General features: G+C 38.4%; 25 protein-coding genes. 22 read left to right on the top strand and 3 right to left on the bottom strand.

Features of this window, described 5'->3' with window-relative positions; all coding sequences use genetic code 11:
• Nucleotides 1-17 precede the first annotated feature (17 nt).
• From EM808_RS10900 to EM808_RS10890, 3 genes are all read left to right on the top strand, one after another.
• Complete coding sequence (locus EM808_RS10900; RefSeq protein ID WP_127738238.1) at nucleotides 18-839, top strand: ABC transporter permease; 822 nt, start codon at nucleotides 18-20, stop codon at nucleotides 837-839.
• Between the two features lie 13 nt (nucleotides 840-852).
• Nucleotides 853-1,662: a teichoic acids export ABC transporter ATP-binding subunit TagH gene (gene tagH, locus EM808_RS10895; RefSeq protein WP_127738237.1), complete on the top strand. Its 810-nt coding sequence runs from the start codon at nucleotides 853-855 to the stop codon at nucleotides 1,660-1,662.
• 343 nt (nucleotides 1,663-2,005) lie between these two features.
• Nucleotides 2,006-3,067, top strand: coding sequence for a glycosyltransferase family 4 protein (locus tag EM808_RS10890; RefSeq protein ID WP_127738236.1), 1,062 nt, complete (start codon nucleotides 2,006-2,008; stop codon nucleotides 3,065-3,067).
• Between the two features lie 50 nt (nucleotides 3,068-3,117).
• Here EM808_RS10890 and EM808_RS29500 read toward each other — a convergent pair whose 3' ends face one another.
• The 3 genes from EM808_RS29500 to EM808_RS10880 form a co-directional block, all read right to left on the bottom strand.
• Nucleotides 3,118-3,252 (bottom strand): hypothetical protein, encoded by a 135-nt coding sequence (locus EM808_RS29500; protein ID WP_259347141.1) that lies wholly within the window; start codon nucleotides 3,250-3,252, stop codon nucleotides 3,118-3,120.
• Nucleotides 3,253-3,371: 119 nt separating this feature from the next.
• Nucleotides 3,372-4,541, bottom strand: coding sequence for an LCP family protein (locus EM808_RS10885; protein ID WP_127738235.1), 1,170 nt, complete (start codon nucleotides 4,539-4,541; stop codon nucleotides 3,372-3,374).
• Nucleotides 4,542-4,678: 137 nt separating this feature from the next.
• Nucleotides 4,679-5,311, bottom strand: a complete 633-nt coding sequence (locus tag EM808_RS10880) for a YigZ family protein (RefSeq protein WP_127738234.1) — start codon at nucleotides 5,309-5,311, stop codon at nucleotides 4,679-4,681.
• Nucleotides 5,312-5,803: 492 nt separating this feature from the next.
• Between EM808_RS10880 and EM808_RS10875 the strand changes: the two genes are divergently transcribed.
• The 19 genes from EM808_RS10875 to EM808_RS10785 all read left to right on the top strand — a co-directional run bounded on the left by EM808_RS10875 (nucleotide 5,804) and on the right by EM808_RS10785 (nucleotide 21,983).
• The gene (locus EM808_RS10875) at nucleotides 5,804-6,946 is read left to right on the top strand and encodes a sensor histidine kinase (RefSeq protein WP_127738233.1); all 1,143 of its coding nucleotides are present in this window, start codon (nucleotides 5,804-5,806) and stop codon (nucleotides 6,944-6,946) included.
• A 36-nt stretch (nucleotides 6,947-6,982) separates the two neighbouring features.
• The gene (locus EM808_RS10870) at nucleotides 6,983-7,672 is read left to right on the top strand and encodes a response regulator (RefSeq protein ID WP_127738232.1); all 690 of its coding nucleotides are present in this window, start codon (nucleotides 6,983-6,985) and stop codon (nucleotides 7,670-7,672) included.
• 181 nt (nucleotides 7,673-7,853) lie between these two features.
• The gene (gene sda, locus EM808_RS10865; protein WP_127738231.1) at nucleotides 7,854-7,985 is read left to right on the top strand and encodes a sporulation histidine kinase inhibitor Sda; all 132 of its coding nucleotides are present in this window, start codon (nucleotides 7,854-7,856) and stop codon (nucleotides 7,983-7,985) included.
• A 136-nt stretch (nucleotides 7,986-8,121) separates the two neighbouring features.
• Complete coding sequence (locus EM808_RS10860) at nucleotides 8,122-8,961, top strand: DegV family protein (RefSeq protein WP_127738230.1); 840 nt, start codon at nucleotides 8,122-8,124, stop codon at nucleotides 8,959-8,961.
• A gap of 151 nt (nucleotides 8,962-9,112) precedes the next feature.
• On the top strand, nucleotides 9,113-10,618 hold the full coding sequence (locus tag EM808_RS10855; protein WP_127738229.1) for a DEAD/DEAH box helicase: 1,506 nt from the start codon (nucleotides 9,113-9,115) through the stop codon (nucleotides 10,616-10,618).
• Nucleotides 10,615-11,307 (top strand): ComF family protein, encoded by a 693-nt coding sequence (locus EM808_RS10850; RefSeq protein WP_127738228.1) that lies wholly within the window; start codon nucleotides 10,615-10,617, stop codon nucleotides 11,305-11,307. The genes EM808_RS10855 and EM808_RS10850 overlap by 4 nt, the downstream gene beginning before the upstream one ends.
• A 25-nt stretch (nucleotides 11,308-11,332) precedes the next feature.
• Entirely contained in the window at nucleotides 11,333-11,731 is a 399-nt protein-coding gene (locus EM808_RS10845; protein ID WP_127738227.1) for a TIGR03826 family flagellar region protein, read from the top strand.
• Nucleotides 11,732-11,990: 259 nt separating this feature from the next.
• A complete protein-coding gene (flgM, locus tag EM808_RS10840; RefSeq protein ID WP_127738226.1) occupies nucleotides 11,991-12,269 on the top strand; it encodes a flagellar biosynthesis anti-sigma factor FlgM in 279 nt (92 codons plus the stop codon).
• Nucleotides 12,270-12,290: 21 nt separating this feature from the next.
• On the top strand, nucleotides 12,291-12,788 hold the full coding sequence (locus EM808_RS10835; protein WP_127738225.1) for a flagellar protein FlgN: 498 nt from the start codon (nucleotides 12,291-12,293) through the stop codon (nucleotides 12,786-12,788).
• Between the two features lie 12 nt (nucleotides 12,789-12,800).
• Complete coding sequence (flgK, locus tag EM808_RS10830) at nucleotides 12,801-14,363, top strand: flagellar hook-associated protein FlgK (RefSeq protein WP_127738224.1); 1,563 nt, start codon at nucleotides 12,801-12,803, stop codon at nucleotides 14,361-14,363.
• Between the two features lie 11 nt (nucleotides 14,364-14,374).
• Nucleotides 14,375-15,262, top strand: coding sequence for a flagellar hook-associated protein FlgL (gene flgL, locus EM808_RS10825; protein WP_127738223.1), 888 nt, complete (start codon nucleotides 14,375-14,377; stop codon nucleotides 15,260-15,262).
• A gap of 143 nt (nucleotides 15,263-15,405) precedes the next feature.
• Nucleotides 15,406-15,996, top strand: coding sequence for a DUF6470 family protein (locus EM808_RS10820; RefSeq protein ID WP_127738222.1), 591 nt, complete (start codon nucleotides 15,406-15,408; stop codon nucleotides 15,994-15,996).
• 14 nt (nucleotides 15,997-16,010) lie between these two features.
• Nucleotides 16,011-16,457, top strand: coding sequence for a flagellar assembly protein FliW (gene fliW / locus EM808_RS10815; protein ID WP_127738221.1), 447 nt, complete (start codon nucleotides 16,011-16,013; stop codon nucleotides 16,455-16,457).
• A gap of 4 nt (nucleotides 16,458-16,461) precedes the next feature.
• Nucleotides 16,462-16,683 carry a carbon storage regulator CsrA gene (gene csrA, locus EM808_RS10810; protein ID WP_127738220.1) on the top strand — a complete coding sequence of 74 codons (222 nt, stop codon included), beginning with the start codon at nucleotides 16,462-16,464 and terminating at the stop codon, nucleotides 16,681-16,683.
• 140 nt (nucleotides 16,684-16,823) lie between these two features.
• On the top strand, nucleotides 16,824-17,633 hold the full coding sequence (locus EM808_RS10805; RefSeq protein WP_127738219.1) for a flagellin N-terminal helical domain-containing protein: 810 nt from the start codon (nucleotides 16,824-16,826) through the stop codon (nucleotides 17,631-17,633).
• 257 nt (nucleotides 17,634-17,890) lie between these two features.
• A complete protein-coding gene (locus EM808_RS10800) occupies nucleotides 17,891-18,700 on the top strand; it encodes a flagellin N-terminal helical domain-containing protein (protein WP_127738218.1) in 810 nt (269 codons plus the stop codon).
• A 291-nt stretch (nucleotides 18,701-18,991) separates the two neighbouring features.
• A complete protein-coding gene (hag, locus tag EM808_RS10795) occupies nucleotides 18,992-19,804 on the top strand; it encodes a flagellin Hag (RefSeq protein WP_127738217.1) in 813 nt (270 codons plus the stop codon).
• A gap of 305 nt (nucleotides 19,805-20,109) precedes the next feature.
• Nucleotides 20,110-20,922, top strand: coding sequence for a flagellin N-terminal helical domain-containing protein (locus tag EM808_RS10790; RefSeq protein WP_127738216.1), 813 nt, complete (start codon nucleotides 20,110-20,112; stop codon nucleotides 20,920-20,922).
• A 248-nt stretch (nucleotides 20,923-21,170) separates the two neighbouring features.
• Nucleotides 21,171-21,983 carry a flagellin N-terminal helical domain-containing protein gene (locus EM808_RS10785; protein ID WP_127738216.1) on the top strand — a complete coding sequence of 271 codons (813 nt, stop codon included), beginning with the start codon at nucleotides 21,171-21,173 and terminating at the stop codon, nucleotides 21,981-21,983.
• The last annotated feature ends 398 nt before the right edge of the window (nucleotides 21,984-22,381 follow it).

Genomic DNA, 22,381 nt, shown 5'->3' with positions numbered 1-22,381 from the left:
AGAAGGGTTAGGTTTACATGGTTTCAATGTTTAAAGTGTTAAAAGAACAATATGATAATTTTCATTTGATCAATAGACTGGCTGCATATGAACTGAAAAGCGCCAATAACAATAACTATTTGGGAAGCTTATGGGAGCTGTTGAACCCTGCTATCCAAATTGCGATTTATTGGTTTGTGTTTGGTTTTGTTCAAGAAAGGCATTCTATTCATTATGAGGGCGGAGGAACATATGAATTCTTCCCTTGGATGCTTGCTGGAATCACCATTTGGTTCTTCATTTATCCGTCGATAACACATGGTTCGAAGTCGATTTATACAAGGCTGAAGATGGTATCTCGCATGAACTTCCCGTTGAGTGCAATACCCTCTTATGTAATTTTGTCCAAGCTGATGCCGCAATTGCTGTTAATGCTTGTGACAATCATTATTTTTCAGTTTATGGGATTACCTATTAACATATACTATTTGCAGCTTCCATACTTTTTGGTTGTAACAATTCTATTTTTATTTTCATTGTCCTTAATCACATCAACCATTTCAACAATTGTGAGGGACTTTCAAATGCTTGTTCAATCATTGATGAGAGTACTGCTTTATACTACACCAATACTTTGGCCGATACAGGATCGTTTTGGTGAAAAATTACAATTAATAATGCAATTGAACCCGTTTTATTATTTAATTGAAGGTGTCCGCTATTCCCTTTTAGGTGAAGGGTGGTTCTTCATCGAGCATGGCTGGCTGACCCTTTATTTCTGGGCAATTATGCTTGTCTTCCTATTCCTTGGTTCGTATTTACATGTAAGGTTCAGAAGGCATTTTATTGATTTCTTATAATGGAAGTGATTGTATGACTAAATCTGTCGTAGTGAAAAACTTGACGAAAAGATATAAACTATACAGCAGCAACAAGGAAAAAATGATGGATATTTTTTTGCCGAAGAGCTATGGTGAGCCGTTTTATGCCCTTAGAGATGTCAGCTTTACGGCGGAAAAAGGCGATACGATCGGCTTTGTCGGCATAAATGGTTCAGGTAAATCAACGCTTTCCAACATTATTGCAGGCATCGTTCCAGAAACGAGCGGCACTGTTGAGATAGATGGACAGGCTTCCTTGATTGCTGTTGCAGCAGGGCTTAATAACCAGCTGACAGGCCGGGAAAACATTGAGCTTAAATGCTTGATGCTCGGCTTCAGCAAAGAAAAGATTAAAGCACTTGAGCCAGATATCATTGAGTTTGCTGAATTAGGCAAGTTCATTGATCAGCCTGTTAAATCCTACAGCAGTGGGATGCGCTCCCGTCTTGGATTTGCGATTTCTGTTCATACAGACCCAGATGTACTTATCATTGATGAAGCATTGTCTGTTGGGGATAAGGCGTTCGGTGAGAAGTGCTTGGAGAAGATGCAGGAATTTAAGGAACGAGGCAAAACAATGTTCTTTGTCAGCCATTCCATCGGCCAAATGAAGAAATTCTGTGAAAAAGCGATTTGGCTTGAATTTGGCCAGGTGAAAATGGAAGGCAGCATAAAGGATGTTATTCCCGCTTACGAAAAATTTATGGACGATTACAAAAAGATGTCTAATAAAGAGAAAAAGCAGTATCGGGAAAATGCCTTTAAAGACCGAAGTGAAGAGAAGGAAAAAGCACATAGTTAATTAAATGGCAGCATTCAAAAAGGGAAACCTTGATTGAATGCTGTTTTTTTTGCCTTTTTCGTCATGGAGCGGCTGGCAACAGAGAAAAAGCGGAAATTTATCAGTAAGATGGAGAATTTATGTCCATATTATAAGTAAAGAGTGCAACTTTTGCTTGTGATGCTACGTCTAATATTATATATTTATAAAAGGTTTTAATTATTTGTAATTTATATGTAAACTATCATGAAGAAATTAAAGGATTTATTAAGATGAAATATGCTATAATCAGTCTTGAAAAAATATAAGCTTAAGAAGAAAGCGCAAATGCCTAAAAAACAAAAGGGGCATTGGGGAGGATCTTATGATTTATATAATGCTTATTACATGTTTTTTTGGATCCATCATACTTACTCCTTTAGTGAAAAAACTGGCATTTAAATTAGGAGCGGTGGATAAACCAGAACAACGTAAAGTGCATCTGAAAATAATGCCCCGAATGGGCGGTTTAGCCATATATATCAGCTTCATTATCGGAGCTTTAATTATTAATCCAAACAAGGATTATCATTTTCCGATTTTAATCGGGAGCACCATCATCATTATTACAGGCATATTAGATGATATTTATAATTTGTCTGCAAAAATCAAATTCCTGACACAAACATTGGCAGCTGCTGTTGTCGTTATCTGGGGTGGAGTACAGGTCGAATTCATTAACCTGCCGTTCGGCGGTCAAATCGAGTTTGGGTTCCTGGATATTCCGATTACCATTCTTTGGATCGTTGGGATTACAAATGCGATTAATTTGATTGATGGTCTTGATGGACTAGCTGCAGGAGTATCCTCCATCGCCTTGTTCACGATTACAGGCATGGCGATGATTATGGGGAACGGTTATGTTATTGCCATATCCTCGATTGCTCTTGCGAGTACATTAGGATTTTTATTCTTTAACTTTTATCCGGCGAAGATTTTTATGGGCGATACTGGAGCATTATTCCTAGGCTATATTATTGCTGTAATGTCCTTGCTGGGCTTCAAAAACGTAACATTAATCTCATTCGTTATTCCAGTGATTATCCTGGGTGTACCGATTTCTGACACGTTTTTCGCGATAATACGCAGACTTATTAATAAGCAGCCACTATCTGCACCAGATAAATCACATTTGCATCATTGTCTGCTCAATATTGGCTTTACACATAGACAAACAGTCATCATTATTTATGCAATGGCAACATTCTTTGGTTTGGTGGCAGTTATTTTCTCGCAAGCGAAGGTGTGGGGAGCAATTCTGCTAATCGCTACAGTACTGCTAATTATTGAGTTGTTTGTTGAAAAGATAGGACTTGTCGGAAAGAACTATAAACCTATCCTGAAATTCATTAACGATATTCGATACGCAGCAGATAAAGAGCGTTAAAGCACATAAAAAAAGCTTACCTGAATGGGTAAGCTTTTTTTGTTATGTGGTCACAGATCATCATCTGTAATGCTCTCTAGTGCCGGCATTACATCCTCTTCATCATCCATCAGGAATGAATCATGTTCTGAAAACAACGGCCTTTCAAGCGCATAATTAATTAAAGACCAAACTGATTTAATCATGGTTGTTTCCCTCATTCTTGGTAGTTTAACAGCATCAATAGTATTTACAAAAACTAACCGTTTTATAGGGGAAATATAAAAAAAGAAGATGGACTGCTTGTCCATCTTCTTTAGTAAAATTAATTGGTTGTACCTGTTGATTCAGAATAAGTCGAATCTGTAGTAGTTGTGCCTGTACTATCTGTCGTACCTGTACTGCTGTCTGTCGTGCTTTCAGAAGAAGTATCAGTAGTGCCAGTACCAGTAGTATCAGTTGTTGTATCTGTATCTGTACTGTTTGTATCAGAAAGCTCATCACTGATTCCAAGATGCTCCTGCAGGATTGCTTTCGTTTCTTCTAATGCTGTTTGATCTAATTGGTAAATATACTTACCGTCTACGTTGCCATCACTGCCTTGTAATGTCAGGCTTTCCACCTGCAATCCGTTTTCAGCAGTTGCATATGCAAGAAGTGACTGAATATTGCTGAAAGAAAGGTCTGTTGTCATGTTATCGCCGACAGCCTCCATCAGCTTCGAATATTTCGTAATCGCTTGAGCAGAAACTGCCTTATTCATAACAGCTTTCATAATCAATTGCTGGCGTTTACCACGTTCAATATCATTATCAATTTTTCTTGTTCTTGCAAGGGCTAAAGCCTGCTCGCCATTAAGTGTTTGCAAGCCTTCTTCTAAATGAATGGCATTAGAGCCTTTTTGATCCTTCGAGTTTTGCTCTGTGAATGTAACTGGAACGTCTACTTCAATTCCGTCAAGTGCATTAACAACATCCATGAAGGCATCAAAGTTCATTTTTACATAGTAATCGACAGGTACGTCTAACAGGTTTTCCACTGTATCAATTGTTGAACTCACACCGCCGAAATAATGGGCGTGGGTGATTTTATCACTATAGCCTCGTTCAGGGATGTACACATAGGAATCACGCGGTATGCTTAGCAGCTTAACTGATTTTTCCTTTTCATTTAATGTTGCAAGCATTAGTGCATCCGAGCGGGATCTTGTTGTGCCAGAAGATGAAGAGCGTTTTTCACTGTCATCCACTCCGATAAATAAAATGGATATATCATCAATGTCTGGATCTACTGCTGAACTGCGTAGGGAAGAATCTCTATCGATTGGCTGATAAGAGTCATCTGCTACCGATTTAGCCTTTGTATAAAGGAATGCGCCGTAGCCAATTCCACTTGCAACAATGACAAGCAGCGGCACAAGGATAAATGTCAGGATTTTTTTTCTCTTTCGCTTCTTTTTATTATAATTAACATAAGATTCTCTATTCGATGCCATTGGTTTCTCCTTTAAGCGTTGATTTTGGAAACTAGTCATAGCCATTACATTATTCTTATCTTACTATCTCATCCCATAATAATAACTAGTGTTTTATTTCTTGTTAAGGAATTTTTTAATAAGAGAAGGGAAAATATTCATATAAGAGTTTCTAAATAAACGGCTTCTTTTTCTTTTAGTATGCCTTGGCCATTCGTTAATTCTGTCATCCAATTCTTGTAGGTTTGGATTTTTTCGGTCTCGACATATACATCAATCTCAACAGACTCCAGATAATGGATTTCTTTTAATTGATAAGGGGAGGTTCTTAATTCATTCTCTATTTTACCGAGGAATGTATAGTCAATTGTAACGCCAATAATTGTCATTAGTTTTCTTTCCACGACTCCTGTCGCAGTTATACCCTCTGAGGCCGATTTTCCGTATGCACGGATAAGGCCGCCGGCTCCCAGCTTAATTCCCCCGAAATAGCGAGTAACGACAACCACTGTATCTTTCAGTTTTCTTTTCTTCAGCACTTCTAAGATTGGTACACCGGCTGTTCCGCTTGGCTCTCCATCGTCATTTGCTTTTTGGATTTGGTCATTTTCACCAATTAAGTATGCTGAACAGTTATGGGTTGCATCTTTATGCTTCTTTTTAATATCTATGATAAACGCTTGTGCTTCTTCTTCACTAGTTGAAGTGCAAACATGTGCGATGAAACGCGATTTCTGTATGATGATCTCATGTTCTCCATAACCTTTTACAGTATGGTAGCAAGGAAGCATTCATAACAGCTCCTTTCTAAATAAAAAAAGCAAAAATGTTTGTTATAACGAACAAATAAGAATATAATATTTTATAGCCTTATTTCATTATAATTCGACATTCTTCATTCTTCAATTGTTGATGTGTTTGTAACAGAATTTTAATATTAGTCCGATATTGCCATGTTATAATAAGTAAAACTCCATGCCTAAAAAGTCCCTGATAAAAAAGCAGTCATATGGAAAGTGGATAGGTAAATGCAAGGAGCAGCTTGATATCAGCCGTATTTTTTGTAAATACTAAATAGGGCAAAGGACATTTGTTCCGTATAAAAAATATTCCTTAAAAATTTCTTAATTAGGTAAATAGTATTACTTTAATTGGGTATAATATATGTCTATATAACGATTTTATATTATTTACCCATGAAATTATACATATTTTCCACTTTCACGCTAAAATAAGATTTGATACAGGAAGGGTTTTCAACCTTTTTGGAGGAATTATATAATATGATAATAAGGAAATTTGATACAAAAACACTAGATTTCATTTTAGAAAAAATGGTTGAGACTGTCAGCTCCAGCAAGGATGAAATATTTCGCATTGGAGAACAGTGTCGAAAGGATTATGAAAAGCTGACCGAAGAGCTGAAGGAAATAAGGAATCTAGTCCTTCAAACAATTGAAGAGGGAGATAAGCTTGAAGCACAATCCCGCTTTGCGAGAAAACGCCTGTCAGAGGTGAGTAAGCATTTCAACGAGTACTCCGAGGTAGAAGTGCGTGAAGCATATGAAAAAGCCCACAGCCTGCAAATGGATTTAAGCATGAACCGGCATCTTGAAAAGCAATATCGAGACAGACGTGACGATATTGAAAGAAGGCTGATCGGTTTGGATGAGACGATTGAACGGGCAGATCATCTTGTTACCCAAATCACAGTCGTAATGAAATACTTGATTAGTGATTTGAAGCAGGTCGGAGAAGTACTTGAGGATGCAAAGCAAAAGCAGGATTTCGGCTTGAAAATAATTGGGGCCCAAGAGGAAGAGCGGAAAAGACTCTCACGGGAAATTCATGATGGACCTGCCCAAATGATGGCAAATGTCATGATGCGTTCTGATTTAATAGAAAGAATATATAAGGAGCATGGCGCTCAGGAAGCATTTGAAGAGATAAAAAATCTTAAGCTTATGGTTCGCAGCGCACTCTATGAAGTGAGAAGAATCATCTACGACCTTCGCCCGATGGCACTCGATGATTTAGGTCTTGTTCCAACATTAAAGAAATACTTAAAAACGACGGAAGAATATTATCAAACAGCAAGTATCGGCTTTACGACAATAGGCAAGGACTTCAGACTGCCAAACAAATATGAGGTAGCGCTGTTCCGGCTTATTCAGGAATCAGTTCAAAATGCATTAAAGCATGCCGAAGCCAAGACAATCCTCGTAAAAATAGAAATGAGGCGCGATCAAGTTATTGTTGTCATCAAAGACGATGGTAAAGGCTTTGACAAAAGTGTTAAAAAACAGGAATCTTTTGGTTTAATAGGGATGAGAGAAAGAGTAGAATTGCTCGAAGGGGAATTATCAATTGATTCAAAAATTGGATCAGGGACGCTCGTCATGATTAATGTTCCAGTTAAAAATTAATGAAATTGATAAGTGAGATTAGGGGAGGCGAAACAATTGGCTACAACGAAAATAGTTATTATAGATGATCATCAATTGTTCAGGGAAGGTGTTAAACGTATCCTGGATTTTGAATCAAGCTTTGAGGTTGTCGCAGAAGGTGATGACGGTTCACAAGCTATCCAATTGGTAGAGCAATATGAGCCGGATGTAACAATCATGGATATTAATATGCCGACAACAAATGGTGTGGAGGCAACAAGACAATTGCTGGAGAAATTTCCAGATACAAAGGTTATTATCCTGTCGATCCATGATGATGAAAACTATGTAACACATGCATTAAAAACTGGTGCAAGTGGCTATCTGTTGAAGGAAATGGATGCAGATGCACTTGTAGAAGCAGTTAAAGTGGTTGCTGATGGAGGATCTTATCTTCATCCGAAAGTAACTCATAACCTTGTTAATGAATACCGCAGGTTAGCATTGGAAGAGACAGGCGGCGGAGATCATTATGTACAAACTGTTGAAATAAGAAGACCGCTTCATCTTCTGACACGCCGTGAGTGCGAAGTGCTCCAGCTTCTTGCAGATGGAAAGAGCAACAGGGGTATTGGGGAAGCGTTGTTCATAAGTGAAAAAACAGTTAAGAACCATGTCAGCAATATTTTGCAAAAAATGAACGTTAATGACCGTACTCAAGCAGTTGTTGTTGCAATCAAAAACGGTTGGGTAGAAGTACGATAAAAGCTTCCTTATGGGGAGCTTTTTTTTATCTATTTAAAATAAATGTCGATTCCTGTCCTAATTCATGGGCAGGAATTCACTTTTTTGCCAAAAAAGTAGCGGAAATAGTAAAATATTCCTATGTCCATCATATGACGAATAGTGCAGAATATTCATAGATATAGGGATAGGAGTGTTTGAGATGAGCGGAGTTTGTATTCTTTCAAACGCTGAGCTGATAAAAGCATATCACCTGGCGATATCCTTAAAGTTGGAGGAAGAATTTATTTCCATCTTATTCGAAGAAGTAAATCGTCGGGAACTGACTGTTTGATTCTTTTCATCTATGAATCAGTATAAGATACCTTTTTGACTATAATAATAAAATCAGCCTATATTTGGTGCAAATATATTGTTTTTTAGTTAAAATATACATACATCTGTATAGATAAGGAAGGTATTATATAAAAATGAAAACAGCTATTGTAACAGATAGTACTGCTTATATAACGAAAGAAGTAAGAGACAAATATGATATACATATGATTCCATTGACAGTTGTGTTTGACAACGAGATTTATGAAGAGGAAGTAGACTTGCAAGCAGGTCAATTTTATGAAGAAGTGAAGTCAAAAGCACTTCCGACTACCTCTCAGCCGTCAATTGGAAAATTTGCTGAACTGTTTGAGCAGCTTTCAAAGGAATATGATGAAGTAATCAGCATTCATCTATCAAGTGGTATTAGCGGGACATACCAGGGCGCAATTACTGCTGGAAATATGGTGGATAATATTAATGTATTTGCTTTTGATACAGAAATAAGCTGCATGGTCCAGGGTTTTTATGCTATAGAAGCTGCTAAGCTTGCCAAATCCGGCAAAACGGCAGCAGATATTATTCCTGTATTGGAAGAGCTCAAAAAAACAAGCCATGCCTACTTCATGGTAGATGATTTAGCTCATCTGCAGCGGGGAGGACGCTTGTCCAGTGCCCAAGCATTAATTGGCAGCCTGCTACAGGTTAAACCATTGCTGCACTTCGCTGACAAGGTAATTGTTCCGTTTGAAAAAATCCGGACAAGAAAAAAAGCAATGAAACGAATTGTTGATTTGCTTGCAGAAGCAACAAACGGGGAAGAGTACCAAGCAGTAATAATTCATGCGAACAGAGAAGAAGAAGCACACGAATGGAAAGCAGAGCTTGCTGAGAGATTTCCTAATATTGAATTTTCCATCAGCTACTTTGGTGCTGTCATCGGAACTCATCTTGGTGAGGGTTCGATGGGGCTTGGCTGGATGAAAAAAATCTGAACAATGGCCTATCTAATGAAGAATTAGATAGGCTCTTATTTTTGTTAGAAGGAATGCGTAGGATAAATAGAGAAGATAATAGAGGAACATAGAAAAAACGGAAGGGGGATCAACAATACATCAGACAAAAATTCTATAAGGAGGCTAAGTTATGCTTTTTAGACTTTCACCTGACAATGAACTTCTTCCCACCCTCACCTACAGTCCTGGACTGTCCCGAATAATTGATCTCCCTTGCCATCCGCGCACAATAAACCCAAGCTTTCCCTACAACAAAAAACTTCAATCAGCACTACAAGGCAAAAAATTATTACTGGAGGAGACCACCTTCTCATTAGAAGAAATTCAAACACATTATCGGAATGGATATTGCACGTATCAGCCAGCAATAATAAAAAACCATAAGCAAATAATGTGTGTGCGTTGTGGAAATGACCAGCTGAAGCTATTCGCGTCCTTTTATTGCGCACGTTGCAGAAGAAAATGCACCTATTGCCGTAATTGTGTCATGATGGGTAGACTTTCCGAATGCACCCCTCTATTAAGCTGGACGGGTCCGGATGCACCAATACCTGCTGTATGCAGGCTCGATTGGCAAGGAACATTATCATCAGGGCAGCAGCACGCTTCCGAAAAGATTGTAACAGCAGTCGAACAAAGTATGGAGATGCTGGTCTGGGCAGTATGTGGAGCAGGAAAAACAGAGCTTTTATTTAAAGGCATCGAAAGGGCACTTCAGTTGAAAAAGAGAGTGTGTATTGCCACACCAAGAACAGATGTTGTGCTTGAATTGGCACCAAGACTGCAGCAGGTTTTTCCTGATATAAATGTAATCGCGTTATATGGAGGCAGCGAGGATAAGCTGACATACAGCCCTCTCCTCATTAGCACAACACATCAGCTTTATCGTTACGAGAAGGCATTTGATCTTGTTATCCTTGATGAGATGGATGCATTTCCATATTCGGTAGATAAAACGCTTCAGTATGCAGTGAGGAAAGCAAGAAAACAAAACTCTTCAATGGTATATCTAACAGCTACTCCCAACAAAAGCTGGCAACGAAAATGCCAAGATAACAAAATTGACTATGTAACAATTCCAGCACGCTTTCATCAACATCCACTTCCCGTCCCGCACTTTGTTTGGTGTGGAAATTGGGAAAAGAAGCTCCGCCGAGAAAAGCTGCCATTCACGCTGCTTACTTGGTTGAAGGAAAGATTAATCACAGATAGGCAGGTTTTATTGTTTTTACCGAAAATCGCTTATTTACAAAAGGTGATGTCGATATTGAAGAAGCTGGACAGCAATATCGAATCTGTTTATGCTGCCGACCCCATGCGATTAGAAAAGGTGAAAAGGATGAGAAATAAGGAAATAAAGTTACTGATTACTACGACGATTTTGGAAAGAGGTGTTACTTTTCCTAATATTGATGTTGCAGTGTTAGGTGCAGAAGATGCTGTGTTTACTGCAAGTGCACTAATTCAAATCGCCGGTAGAGCAGGGCGAAGCGTTAAAAATCCATTTGGTGACGTCGCTTTTTTTCATTACGGAAAAACGAAAAGTATGGTTGAGGCAAAACAGCAAATTACCAATAGTAATAAGGAAGCAGCAAAAAAGGGTATGCTCCTTCCTTGTATGGGAGGGGACAAATGAATTGTACGATTTGCTTAACCTCATTAAGACCAGTCTTAAATTGGACTAATTTGGTTAAGAAGCAAAAGACTTTTCTATTATGTGAGGACTGTATGAGCAAATTAGAGATTATTGAAGGAGAACGCTGTAATATGTGCTGTCGTCTCTTTGCTTTAGTAGATGCTCGCTTCAAAAAAGGGGATGTTTGTCTTGATTGCTATAAATGGGAAAGCAACCCGAGCTGGAAAGGCATGCTGGACGGGAACACCTCGATTTTTCGTTATAATGATTTTTTAAAGGAGAAGATTGCACAGTTTAAATATAGAGGAGATCATCAAGTTGCAGGCGCTTTTGCTGAATATTTTCCGAAGAGCTTAGTGAAAGGGAGAGTTGTCACTCCTGTGCCATTAAGTGCTGAAAGGTTGTACGAAAGGGGCTTTAATCAGGCAGAAGCAATTCTTGAGTATGCTCAAATAAAGTATAAACCGCTTTTAACCCGAACCCATGGTGAAAAACAGTCAAAGAAAGAACGGCAGGACCGATTGGAAAATACTGCTGCCTTCTCTGCGGCAATTAATACTAGTTGTAATGCTCAACATGTTCTGCTGGTTGACGATATATATACTACAGGTGCAACAGTAAGGCAGGCAGCAAAGGTGTTAAAGGCCGCAGGTGCAAGTACAGTCTATTCCTTTACTATTGCAAGATGACGATACTAATGGAGGGAAAGAAACAATGGCTGATTTAGCTAATTGTCCTAAGTGTGGGGACATTTATGTTGTAAATAATCTTAGGGATATTTGCCCTAAGTGCTATAAAAAAGAAGAAGAGGATTATGAGAAGGTATATCACTTCATCCGTAAGAAGCAAAACAGAACAGCACCAATGGAGCAAGTGGTAGCAAATACTGGTGTGGAAAAATCGTTAATATATAAATGGATAAAAAAAGGTCGAATTAAGCTGTCCCAATTTCCAAACCTAGGGTATCCTTGTGCGAAATGTGGCACTCAAATTAGAGAAGGGAAGCTTTGTACAAGCTGTTTATCTAGCCTTCAGGGGGATATAAAGAATCTAGAGGTAGAAGAAGAACGGAAAAGGCAGGCAAAATCGTCCACTTATTTTACAGGAAAATAAGTGGAGTGTGATACTAATGATCTGGGGCTGTGCTTGACAGCCCAGATGACTCTGCTTTTCCTTCTGCATATCTCTCCAGGAAACAAGCCTCACGACACGATTTCTTCAATATAGTAAAATACTCTTGGTTTTTTTGTTTTAAATTAGTCTTTTTGGCGCATTTTAAGAAAAAGCGAAGGAAATGTTTAAATAAAACGCTAATCATCCGATACTAGAGGTAGAGCTTTTCTGTACGGAAAAAAGAAAGCGAGGAATTACGATGAAAATTAATAATTATGGAACACAAGGAATTAACCCATACAAAAAACAAGTCAATAAAATAGATCAAGTAAAATCAGAGGCTGTAAAGGGAACAGATAAAATTGAAATCTCTTCTGCAGCTAAAGAGCTTCAGCAAGTGACACAAGTGTCACAAGCAAGAACTGAAAAAATTGAAGCACTTAAAAAGGAAATCCAAAATGGCACATATCAAGTCCGTGCAGAAGATGTTGCAAGCAGCATCGTGAATTTCTATACGAAAAATAATCAAGCTAACTAATTTTTAGAAGGAGGGTCTCTAATGTCTGCGTCCTTATTGATTGAAGTGCTGGAAGAGCTCGTCAACTCACATGCAAAGCTGTATGAGGTGGCGAAAAACAAAACAGAGATCATAAAGAAGGGGGATATTGAGTCCCTTCAGCAAGTGATGAAAGATGAGCAAGCGCAAATCATGAGCATTCAAAAGCTGGAAGCGGCAAGAATGGAAGTTTGCCGAAAAATTGTCAAGACCGTTCACAATCCTACCATTTCAGATTGCCTGGAGCTGCTGCAGCCAGCAGATGCCAAGCGAGCAGGGGAAATAGCAGATAAGCTGCGCAGCATCATAAGTGAATTAAAAGATGCGAATACGTTGAATCAGCAGCTGTTAAGACAATCAATGCAATTTGTAAATGTATCATTAAGCTTGTTAAAACCAACGAAGCAAAGCCTAAACTACGGAAAACCGGTAAATGGAAACACTGTACAAACAGACAGCATCGGAAAAATATCAAGCAGTCTTTTAAATATGAAAGCATAATGGAGGATAATTATGGGATCAACCTTTATGGGGCTTGAAACAGCCAGAAGAGGGCTAGTCGCACAGCAAAGTGCACTTTATACAACAGGTAACAATATTTCAAATGCTAATACACTTGGCTACACTCGTCAAAGAGTAGATTTAGAGCAATCACAAAGCTTTCCAGGAGTTGGACAAAATGCTCCAAGGATTGCCGGTCAATTAGGTACAGGTGTTGTTGCAGGTTCTGTAAATAGAATCAGAGACAGCTTCCTTGATACACAATACCGCTCAGAGTCAAGTAAGCTTGGTTATTGGGAGAATCGTTCTGCAGCATTAAGTAACTTAGAGACAATTATGAATGAACCATCTGAATCTGGTCTGTCTACGTCTATGGATTCTTTCTGGGAGTCATTACAGGATTTAGCAACAGACCCACAGAACTCAGGGGCACGTGCTGTTGTGCGTCAGCGTGGGATTGCCGTTTCAGAAACATTTAACTATTTGTATAAAACAGTAGCAGCAGAAAAAAGTGATGCAAAAAATGAACTTGGTGTTGCGGAAAAGGCTGTAAATACAATTCTTAGCCAGCTCGACCAGGTTAACAAACAAATTGGCAGTGTAGAGCCAAATGGCTACTTGCCAAATGATTTATATGATCAAAGGGACAGCTTGCTTGATGAACTTTCTTCGTATGCAAACATTAAAGTCTCTTATGAAGCATCTGGTGGCCACTCACTTGCACAAGCAGAAGGAAAAGCAATTGTTACGCTTGTTGATGATAAAGGTAACTCGTTAGGAACATTGGTAGATAAAAATGGTTATAATACGTTTAAGGTGAACAGCAATGCTGATGATAGTGCTGTAAAAAGCATAACAATCGGAGATAACGAGATTAATATAAATGACTATGAATCTACTGGGAAATTAAAGAGTATTGTAGAAGCATATGGCTATGAAGATGCAGATGGTAATAAAGCTGGAATATATAATGATATGCTGACAGAATTAGATAATTTGGCATATACATTTGCGACAAAGTTCAATGAGGTTCACCAGCAAGGGATGAGCCCGAACGAAATTAAAGCAGGCGAAAACCAGTCTATTTCCTTCTTTGCTGATGCAGAAAGTGCTGATGGTTCCATTACAGATCGAAGCGGCTTTGCAAGCAGAATATCGATTTCCGCTAGCATCGAGAGCAGCTTAGATAATATTGCGAATGCTGATCCTGGTACAGATCCAACGAAAGCGACACTTGGGGATGCGACAATTGTTAGCAAATTGGCTGACATCATCAACCAAAGCTATGATTATGGAAATAATTCGCAGACTTCTAACTTCCGTAACTATTATGAAGGTGTAATCGGAAGTATGGCAGTTAGTGCACAGGAAGCAGAAAAGATGTCATCCAATGCTACAACACTACAGCAGACTGTTGAAAATAAACGAATGAGTACAAGCGCTGTTTCTTTGGATGAAGAAATGACGAATATGATTCAATTCCAGCAGGCTTATAATGCAGCTGCAAGAATGATTTCTTTAACGGATGAACTTTTAGATACGATAATAAACGGCATGGGTGTCGGAGGGAGATAGGTGATTAAGCAATGCGCGTAACACAATCAATGCTTTCAGCAAACAGCTTGCGTAATATTAGCAGCAGTTATAATAAGCTGAACCAATTATCTAACCAAGTATCAACAGGAAAAAAAATCACTAAGCCGTCAGATGATCCAGTTGTAGCGATGAAGGGGATGTATTATCGCTCCAGCCTGTCAGAGGTAGAGCAGTATAAACGTAACCTTTCAGAGCTATACCTGTGGATGGATAACTCAGAGTCAGCAATGGACCAGGCTAGTTCAGGATTAGACCGTGTCAGAGAATTGCTTGTGCAAGGTAAAACAGATACGAACGGCAAGGATGAAAGAAATGCAATCGCTGAGGAAATCAATCAAATCAAAGAAGATTTGGTGAATGTAGGTAACACGAAGGTAAATGGAAAATATCTTTTCCATGGTACAGATGTTTCTAATCCACCTGTAACAGCAGGAGATCCACCGCAGGTCGCAGCAAACTTAACAGATGGGTTGATTGACAGCTATAAAGTAGAGGTTTCAAGTGGTGTCACTATGAAAGCGAACGTGAACCCTGCAACATTCAATCAAGAGATGTTTGATGTTGTTCAAGAAATCCAAGACAAAATGGCAAACAACGATAATACTGGCTTGGATGATTTGCTGACAAGACTTGATTCTGTCATGAACTCTTTATCAAGCGAAAAGTCAGAGCTTGGTGCAAGATATAACCGTTTAGAAATGGTTGAATCAAGAATTGATGCACAGGAAGTACTTGCGAACAAGGTTCTTTCAGACAATGAAGACGTCGATATGGAAGTTGCCATCACAAACCTGTCTGTTCAGCAAAGTGTTCATAATGCTTCATTGAGTGTAGGAGCAAAAATCATCCAAACTTCCTTAATTGACTTTTTGAGATGATGTAAGCAAGTTCCTTCATTATTCAGGCTGGTGAGCTCATTTTTGAACATCTATCTATGTCAAATATCACCTGAATATTAGGAGAAACAGTGAAGCTATTCTGAAAGGAATAGCTTTTTTTTATAGAAAGGAGAGTGTTTTGTATGCAAATTCCGCAAATTAGAATTGAATCAACGCCTGGCAAGCTAGGACTGACAATACTCCAACCACAAGTTTCTATGGAGCAAAGGCCTGCTGATTTGCATATTGAGCAACCAGAGGCGATTCTGACAATCGATAAAAAGGCAGCCACCTTAACAATTGATCAAACAGAAGCGAGAGCATATGAAGGAATGAAAACAAGAGAAAGATTCATTGATGATTATGTTCGAAAAGGCCGCCAGGAATGGCTGAAGGGGATTGCAAGGCGAGTGCAGGAAGCAGACCAGCTTGGAGCAATTCAAAATAAAGGGAAGCCAATCCAAGCAATTGCTAAGCGAAACAGCGAGGGTCCTCAGAAGGAGTTTGGGCTCGGCTGGATACCGCCAGCAAATAGTGTCAAAATTAACTATGATCCTGGCTATGTAAAAACAAATGTTGAAACTCGTGATCCAATTATTGAAGTGAACCAAAATAAGCCAATAATCGATTATACGCCTGGGAAGGTTATCACAGAGTTAGTTCAATATCCAAGTTTAGAAATTCATTTTGAAAATTTAAAGTCCAATGGGGTAAACTATCAACAATCAAACTAAAAGGACTGATGTAATTGAAAATCAATACAAGATTTCATGGAGAAAAAGAAATAACAGACAAGGAAATAATCCATTTTCCAAAGGGAATTCCTGCTTTTGAAGAGGAAAGACAGTTTGTTATTTTGCCAATCGATGAGCAAGAGCATGTTTTTATCCTTCAATCAGTAACAAATGAAAACCTTGGTTTTGTTATTGCCAATCCTTTTGTTTTTTTCAAGGAATATGAGTTCGACCTGGAAGAGCCTATCACAAGCTTTTTAGAGTTAGAGTCTGAAAAAGAAGTTCTCTTGTTTACCATTCTGACAGTGCAGGACCCATTTCCAAAATCAACAGCTAACCTGCAAGCACCTATTGTGTTGAACATGAAAAACAATAAGGCCCAGCAAATCATTCTGAACCTGCCGCATTATAAAACAAAGCACAGTATTTTTTCACAACAATCAGAAGCGGTAAAGGGGTGAGGAGATGCTTGTACTATCAAGAAAAGTTGGAGAAGTAATCAAAATAGGCAATGATATTGAATTGACCGTCGTATCTGTCAGCGGAGACCAAGTGAAGATAGGCATAAAAGCACCTAAACAAGTTGAAATACACCGCAAGGAAATTTTTGATCAAATTTATAACGAGAATAAAGCAGCATCTGTCGATATAAGCAGTGTTTTAAATGTCTTTAAAAAAAACCAATAAAAAAGTATAAAAAATATTAAATAAAAAATTCTCCTGCCGATATATAAGTTAGAGAGGGGAAGGGCGGCCGACCTTCCCCAATCCTAAAAAATGAAGTCCACAAGGATGTGGACAGAACATTCACGGAGGAGAAATTTACAATGAGAATTAATCATAATATTGCTGCATTAAACACTTACCGTCAATTGAGCTCTGCAACAACTGCTCAATCTAAATCAATGGAGAAATTGTCTTCAGGTCAACGTATCAACCGTGCTGGTGACGACGCTGCTGGACTAGCAATCTCTGAAAAAATGCGTGGACAAATCCGCGGTTTGGATCAAGCATCTCGTAACTCACAAGATGGTATCTCTTTAATCCAAACAGCTGAAGGTGCATTGAACGAAACACATGCAATCCTTCAACGTATGCGTGAGCTAGCTGTTCAAGGTGGTAACGATACGAACACTACTGATGACAGAACTCAAATTCAAACAGAATTAACACAATTGACTTCTGAAATTGATCGTATTGCTAATACAACTGAGTTCAACACGCAAAACCTACTAGGTGGTTCATTCTCTGCAACTCTACAAGTTGGAGCTAATGATGGACAAACTATCAACTTCTCTATTTCTAAGATGAATAGCGCTGGATTATCTGTTGGATCACTTAGCGTGACTTCAAACTCAGCTGCAAGCTCATCTATCTCTAAATTGGATGAAGCAATCAAAACAGTTTCTACACAACGCTCAAACCTTGGTGCATTACAAAACCGCCTAGAGCACACAATCAACAACTTGGATACATCTTCTGAGAACTTGACTGCTGCTGAATCTCGTGTTCGTGACGTAGACATGGCAAAAGAAATGATGAACCAAACGAAGAACTCTATTCTTTCTCAAGCAGCGCAATCAATGCTTGCACAGGCAAACCAACAGCCACAAGGCGTATTACAATTACTTCAATAATCTTTATCATTTTTTTATCAAAAGAGGATTGTCTATTTTTAGACAGTCCTTTTTTGTTTTTAAGTTATTCGATTCTATTTTTATTAATACATAAAAGCCCTGAAGGAAAGTTATTGGGAATATCTACTTGTTAATGAGAGAATCGACTTCCCGATATATAAAGTAGAGAGGGAAAGAGCTGCAGAACTTTCCCAATCATAAAAACACTAAACGTCTACAAGGATGTGGACACTTACATTCAGGGAGGAAGAATTACAATGAGAATCAACCATAATATCGCTGCATTAAACACATACCGTCAATTAAGCTCTGCAACAAACGCTCAATCTAAATCAATGGAAAAATTATCTTCAGGTCAACGCATCAACCGTGCTGGTGACGATGCTGCTGGACTGGCTATTTCTGAAAAAATGCGTGGACAAATCCGCGGCTTGGATCAAGCATCTCGTAACTCACAAGATGGTATCTCTTTAATCCAAACAGCTGAAGGTGCATTGAACGAAACACATGCAATTCTGCAACGTATGCGTGAGCTAGCCGTTCAAGGTGGTAACGATACAAACACGAGTGATGATAGAGCGCAAATCAAAACAGAAATAGACCAATTAACAAAAGAAGTTGACCGTATTGCTAATACAACGGAATTCAACACACAAAACCTACTAGGTGGTTCATTCTCTGTAACTCTACAAGTTGGAGCTAATGATGGACAAACTATCAACTTCTCTATCTCTAAGATGGATAGTACTGGATTATCTATTGGTTCAATCAGCGTAGGATCAAACTCAGCTGCAAGTTCATCTATCTCTAAGTTGGATGATGCAATCAAAACAGTTTCTACCCAACGTTCAAACCTTGGTGCATTGCAAAATCGCCTAGAGCACACAATCAACAACTTAGATACATCATCTGAGAACTTGACGGCTGCCGAATCCCGCGTTCGTGACGTAGACATGGCGAAAGAAATGATGACGCAAACGAAGAACTCTATTCTTTCTCAAGCAGCGCAATCAATGCTTGCACAAGCAAACCAACAGCCACAAGGCGTACTACAATTACTTCAATAATTAATAATATGTTTTAAAAAAGGAATGCCTGAATTTCGAGGCATTCCCTTTTTATTTTCACAGGTTAACTAATATTTTAATTAACAGTGATTACTTTATATAGTTAAAACCTATAGTTTTAATTGTTTGGATTGGTATAACCTACCATGAAATTAATCTAAATAAAAGTTAAACAAAAAAATGATCTACCGATATATATATTAGAGAGGGGAGGAGCACCAGTTTCCCTAATCCAAAAAACAATAAAGTCCACAAGGATGTGGACACTTAAATTCAAGGAGGAAAATTAATATGAGAATTAATCACAATATCGCTGCATTAAACACATACCGTCAATTGAGCTCTGCAACAACTGCTCAATCTAAATCAATGGAGAAATTGTCTTCAGGACAACGTATCAACCGTGCTGGTGATGACGCTGCTGGACTAGCAATCTCTGAAAAAATGCGTGGCCAAATCCGCGGTTTGGATCAAGCATCTCGTAACTCACAAGATGGTATCTCTTTAATCCAAACAGCTGAAGGTGCATTGAACGAAACACATGCAATCCTGCAACGTATGCGTGAGCTAGCTGTTCAAGGTGGTAATGATACAAATACAAGTGATGATAGAACACAAATCCAAACAGAAATCGACCAATTAACAAAAGAAGTTGACCGTATCGCTGATACAACGGAATTCAACACACAAAACCTATTAAAAGGTTCATTCTCTGCGACGCTTCAAGTAGGAGCTAACGATGGACAAACAATTAACTTCTCTATCAGCGCAATGGGTGCTTCTGGTCTTGGAATCTCTGGAACAATCAGCGTTGGAAGTAACTCTGCTGCAAGCTCATCTATCTCTAAATTAGATGAGGCAATTAAATCAGTTTCTACCCAACGTTCAAACCTTGGTGCATTACAAAACCGCCTAGAGCACACAATCAACAACTTGGATACATCATCTGAGAACTTGACGGCAGCTGAATCTCGCGTTCGTGACGTAGACATGGCAAAAGAAATGATGAACCAAACGAAGAACTCTATTCTTTCTCAAGCAGCGCAATCAATGCTTGCTCAAGCAAACCAACAACCACAAGGTGTATTGCAATTGCTTCAATAATTGTTCAAGTACCTTTTTGAAAAGACTGCCTATTTTTAGGCAGTCTTTTTTTGTTAATACTGTAGTTTATCTAACGTTCGCTTACATGGCTTCTATTAAGTCATGGATTGAGTATTGGAAATGGAGAAATTGCAATTTAATTAATTATAATCTGGAAAAATTTACAGATGTATTATAGCTAAATAAAAAATTCTCCTGCCGATATATAAAGTAGAGAGGGGAAGGGATGCGCAACTTCTCCAATCACTAAAAAATATCAATGTCCACAAGGATGTGGACACCTAAATTCAAGGAGGAAAAATACAATGAGAATCAACCATAATATCGCTGCATTAAACACATATCGCCAATTGAGCTCTGCAACAACTGCTCAATCTAAATCAATGGAGAAATTGTCTTCAGGACAACGTATCAACCGTGCTGGTGATGACGCTGCTGGACTAGCAATCTCTGAAAAAATGCGTGGCCAAATCCGCGGTTTGGATCAAGCATCTCGTAACTCACAAGATGGTATCTCTTTAATCCAAACAGCTGAAGGTGCATTGAACGAAACACATGCAATCCTTCAACGTATGCGTGAGCTAGCTGTTCAAGGTGGGAATGATACAAATACAAGTGATGATAGAACACAAATTAAAACAGAAATCGATCAATTAACAAAAGAGATTGACCGTATTGCAGATACAACAGAGTTCAACACACAAAACCTATTAAAAGGTTCATTCTCTGCGACGCTTCAAGTAGGAGCTAACGATGGTCAAACAATCAACTTCTCAATCAGTGCAATGGGTGCTTCTGGTCTTGGAATCTCTGGAACAATCAGTGTTGGAACAAATGCTGAAGCAGGTTCTTCTATCTCTGCACTTGATAAAGCAATCAAAACAGTTTCTACACAACGTTCAAACCTTGGTGCATTGCAAAACCGTCTAGAGCATACAATCAACAATTTGGATACATCATCTGAGAACTTGACGGCAGCTGAATCTCGCGTTCGTGACGTAGACATGGCGAAAGAAATGATGAATCAAACGAAAAACTCTATTCTTTCTCAAGCAGCTCAATCAATGCTTGCACAAGCAAACCAACAGCCACAAGGCGTATTGCAATTGCTTCAATAATTTTATTCATTATCATTCTGTTTAGGAAATCTGATTCATTTGTTTTTCCCTTAACTAGAATGAGTTTTATTAATGAAAAGGATACTGACTACGGGAAATTTTAATATTTTCAAAAAAAAAATTAAAATATGTTAAACAAAAAACGGTTCTGCCGATAAATAAAGTAGAGTGGGAGGGATTCTCCTAACTCTAAAAATAATAGTGCCCACAAGGATGTGGACACGAACATTCAAGGAGGAAGTAATACAATGAGAATCAATCACAATATCGCTGCATTAAACACTTACCGTCAATTGAGCTCTGCAACAACTGCTCAATCTAAATCAATGGAGAAATTATCTTCAGGTCAACGTATCAACCGTGCTGGTGACGATGCTGCTGGTCTAGCAATTTCTGAAAAAATGCGTGGACAAATCCGCGGCTTGGATCAAGCATCTCGTAACTCACAAGATGGTATCTCTTTAATCCAAACAGCTGAGGGTGCATTGAACGAAACACATGCAATCCTTCAACGTATGCGTGAATTAGCAGTACAAGGTGGTAATGATACAAATACAAGTGATGATAGAACACAAATCAAAACAGAAATTGATCAATTAACAAAAGAAATCGACCGTATTGCAGATACAACAGAGTTCAATACACAAAACCTATTAAAAGGTTCATTCTCTGCGACGCTTCAAGTAGGAGCTAACGATGGTCAAACAATCAACTTCTCAATCAGTGCAATGGGTGCTTCTGGTCTTGGAATCTCTGGAACAATCAGTGTTGGAACAAATGCTGAAGCAGGTTCTTCTATCTCTGCACTTGATAAAGCAATCAAAACAGTTTCTACACAACGTTCAAACCTTGGTGCATTGCAAAACCGCCTAGAGCACACAATCAACAACTTGGATACATCATCTGAGAACTTGACGGCAGCTGAATCTCGCGTTCGTGACGTAGACATGGCGAAAGAAATGATGAACCAAACGAAAAACTCTATTCTTTCTCAAGCAGCTCAATCAATGCTTGCTCAAGCAAACCAACAGCCACAAGGCGTACTACAATTGCTTCAATAATTATATCACTAGAGAGAAGAGGGCTACCTATTAGGAAGTCCTCTTTTTTTGATGTTATTAGCCACATAATGCATGAAAAGTTTCCCTTATTGCTGTATGAAACACATTGTTACTGTGAATAATACAGATAAAGATTTTACATACCTGGAATGATTCTATTGTTTTATTAAAGGATGCTTAATAACACATTTAATATGCTTTTATATGTCTCACTCTATCCTGAAGGACGAATTAATATAAAAACTTTATAAAAAGGTTAAATAAAAAAAAAATATTCCGATATAAATATAGTAAAGGGAAGGCAAATTCTTACTGTCCTTAAAAGCAATAAAATCGGCAATATATTCAACTAATAAAAATCACTTTATTAAACAGTTACCGTTTATAGAGATTAAAAG

This window comes from Niallia taxi, from assembly GCF_004005475.1.
GTDB lineage: Bacteria > Bacillota > Bacilli > Bacillales > Cytobacillaceae > Niallia > Niallia taxi.
Note: the sequence above shows the minus strand (reverse complement) of the source record. Positions and strands in the feature narration are given on the sequence as shown.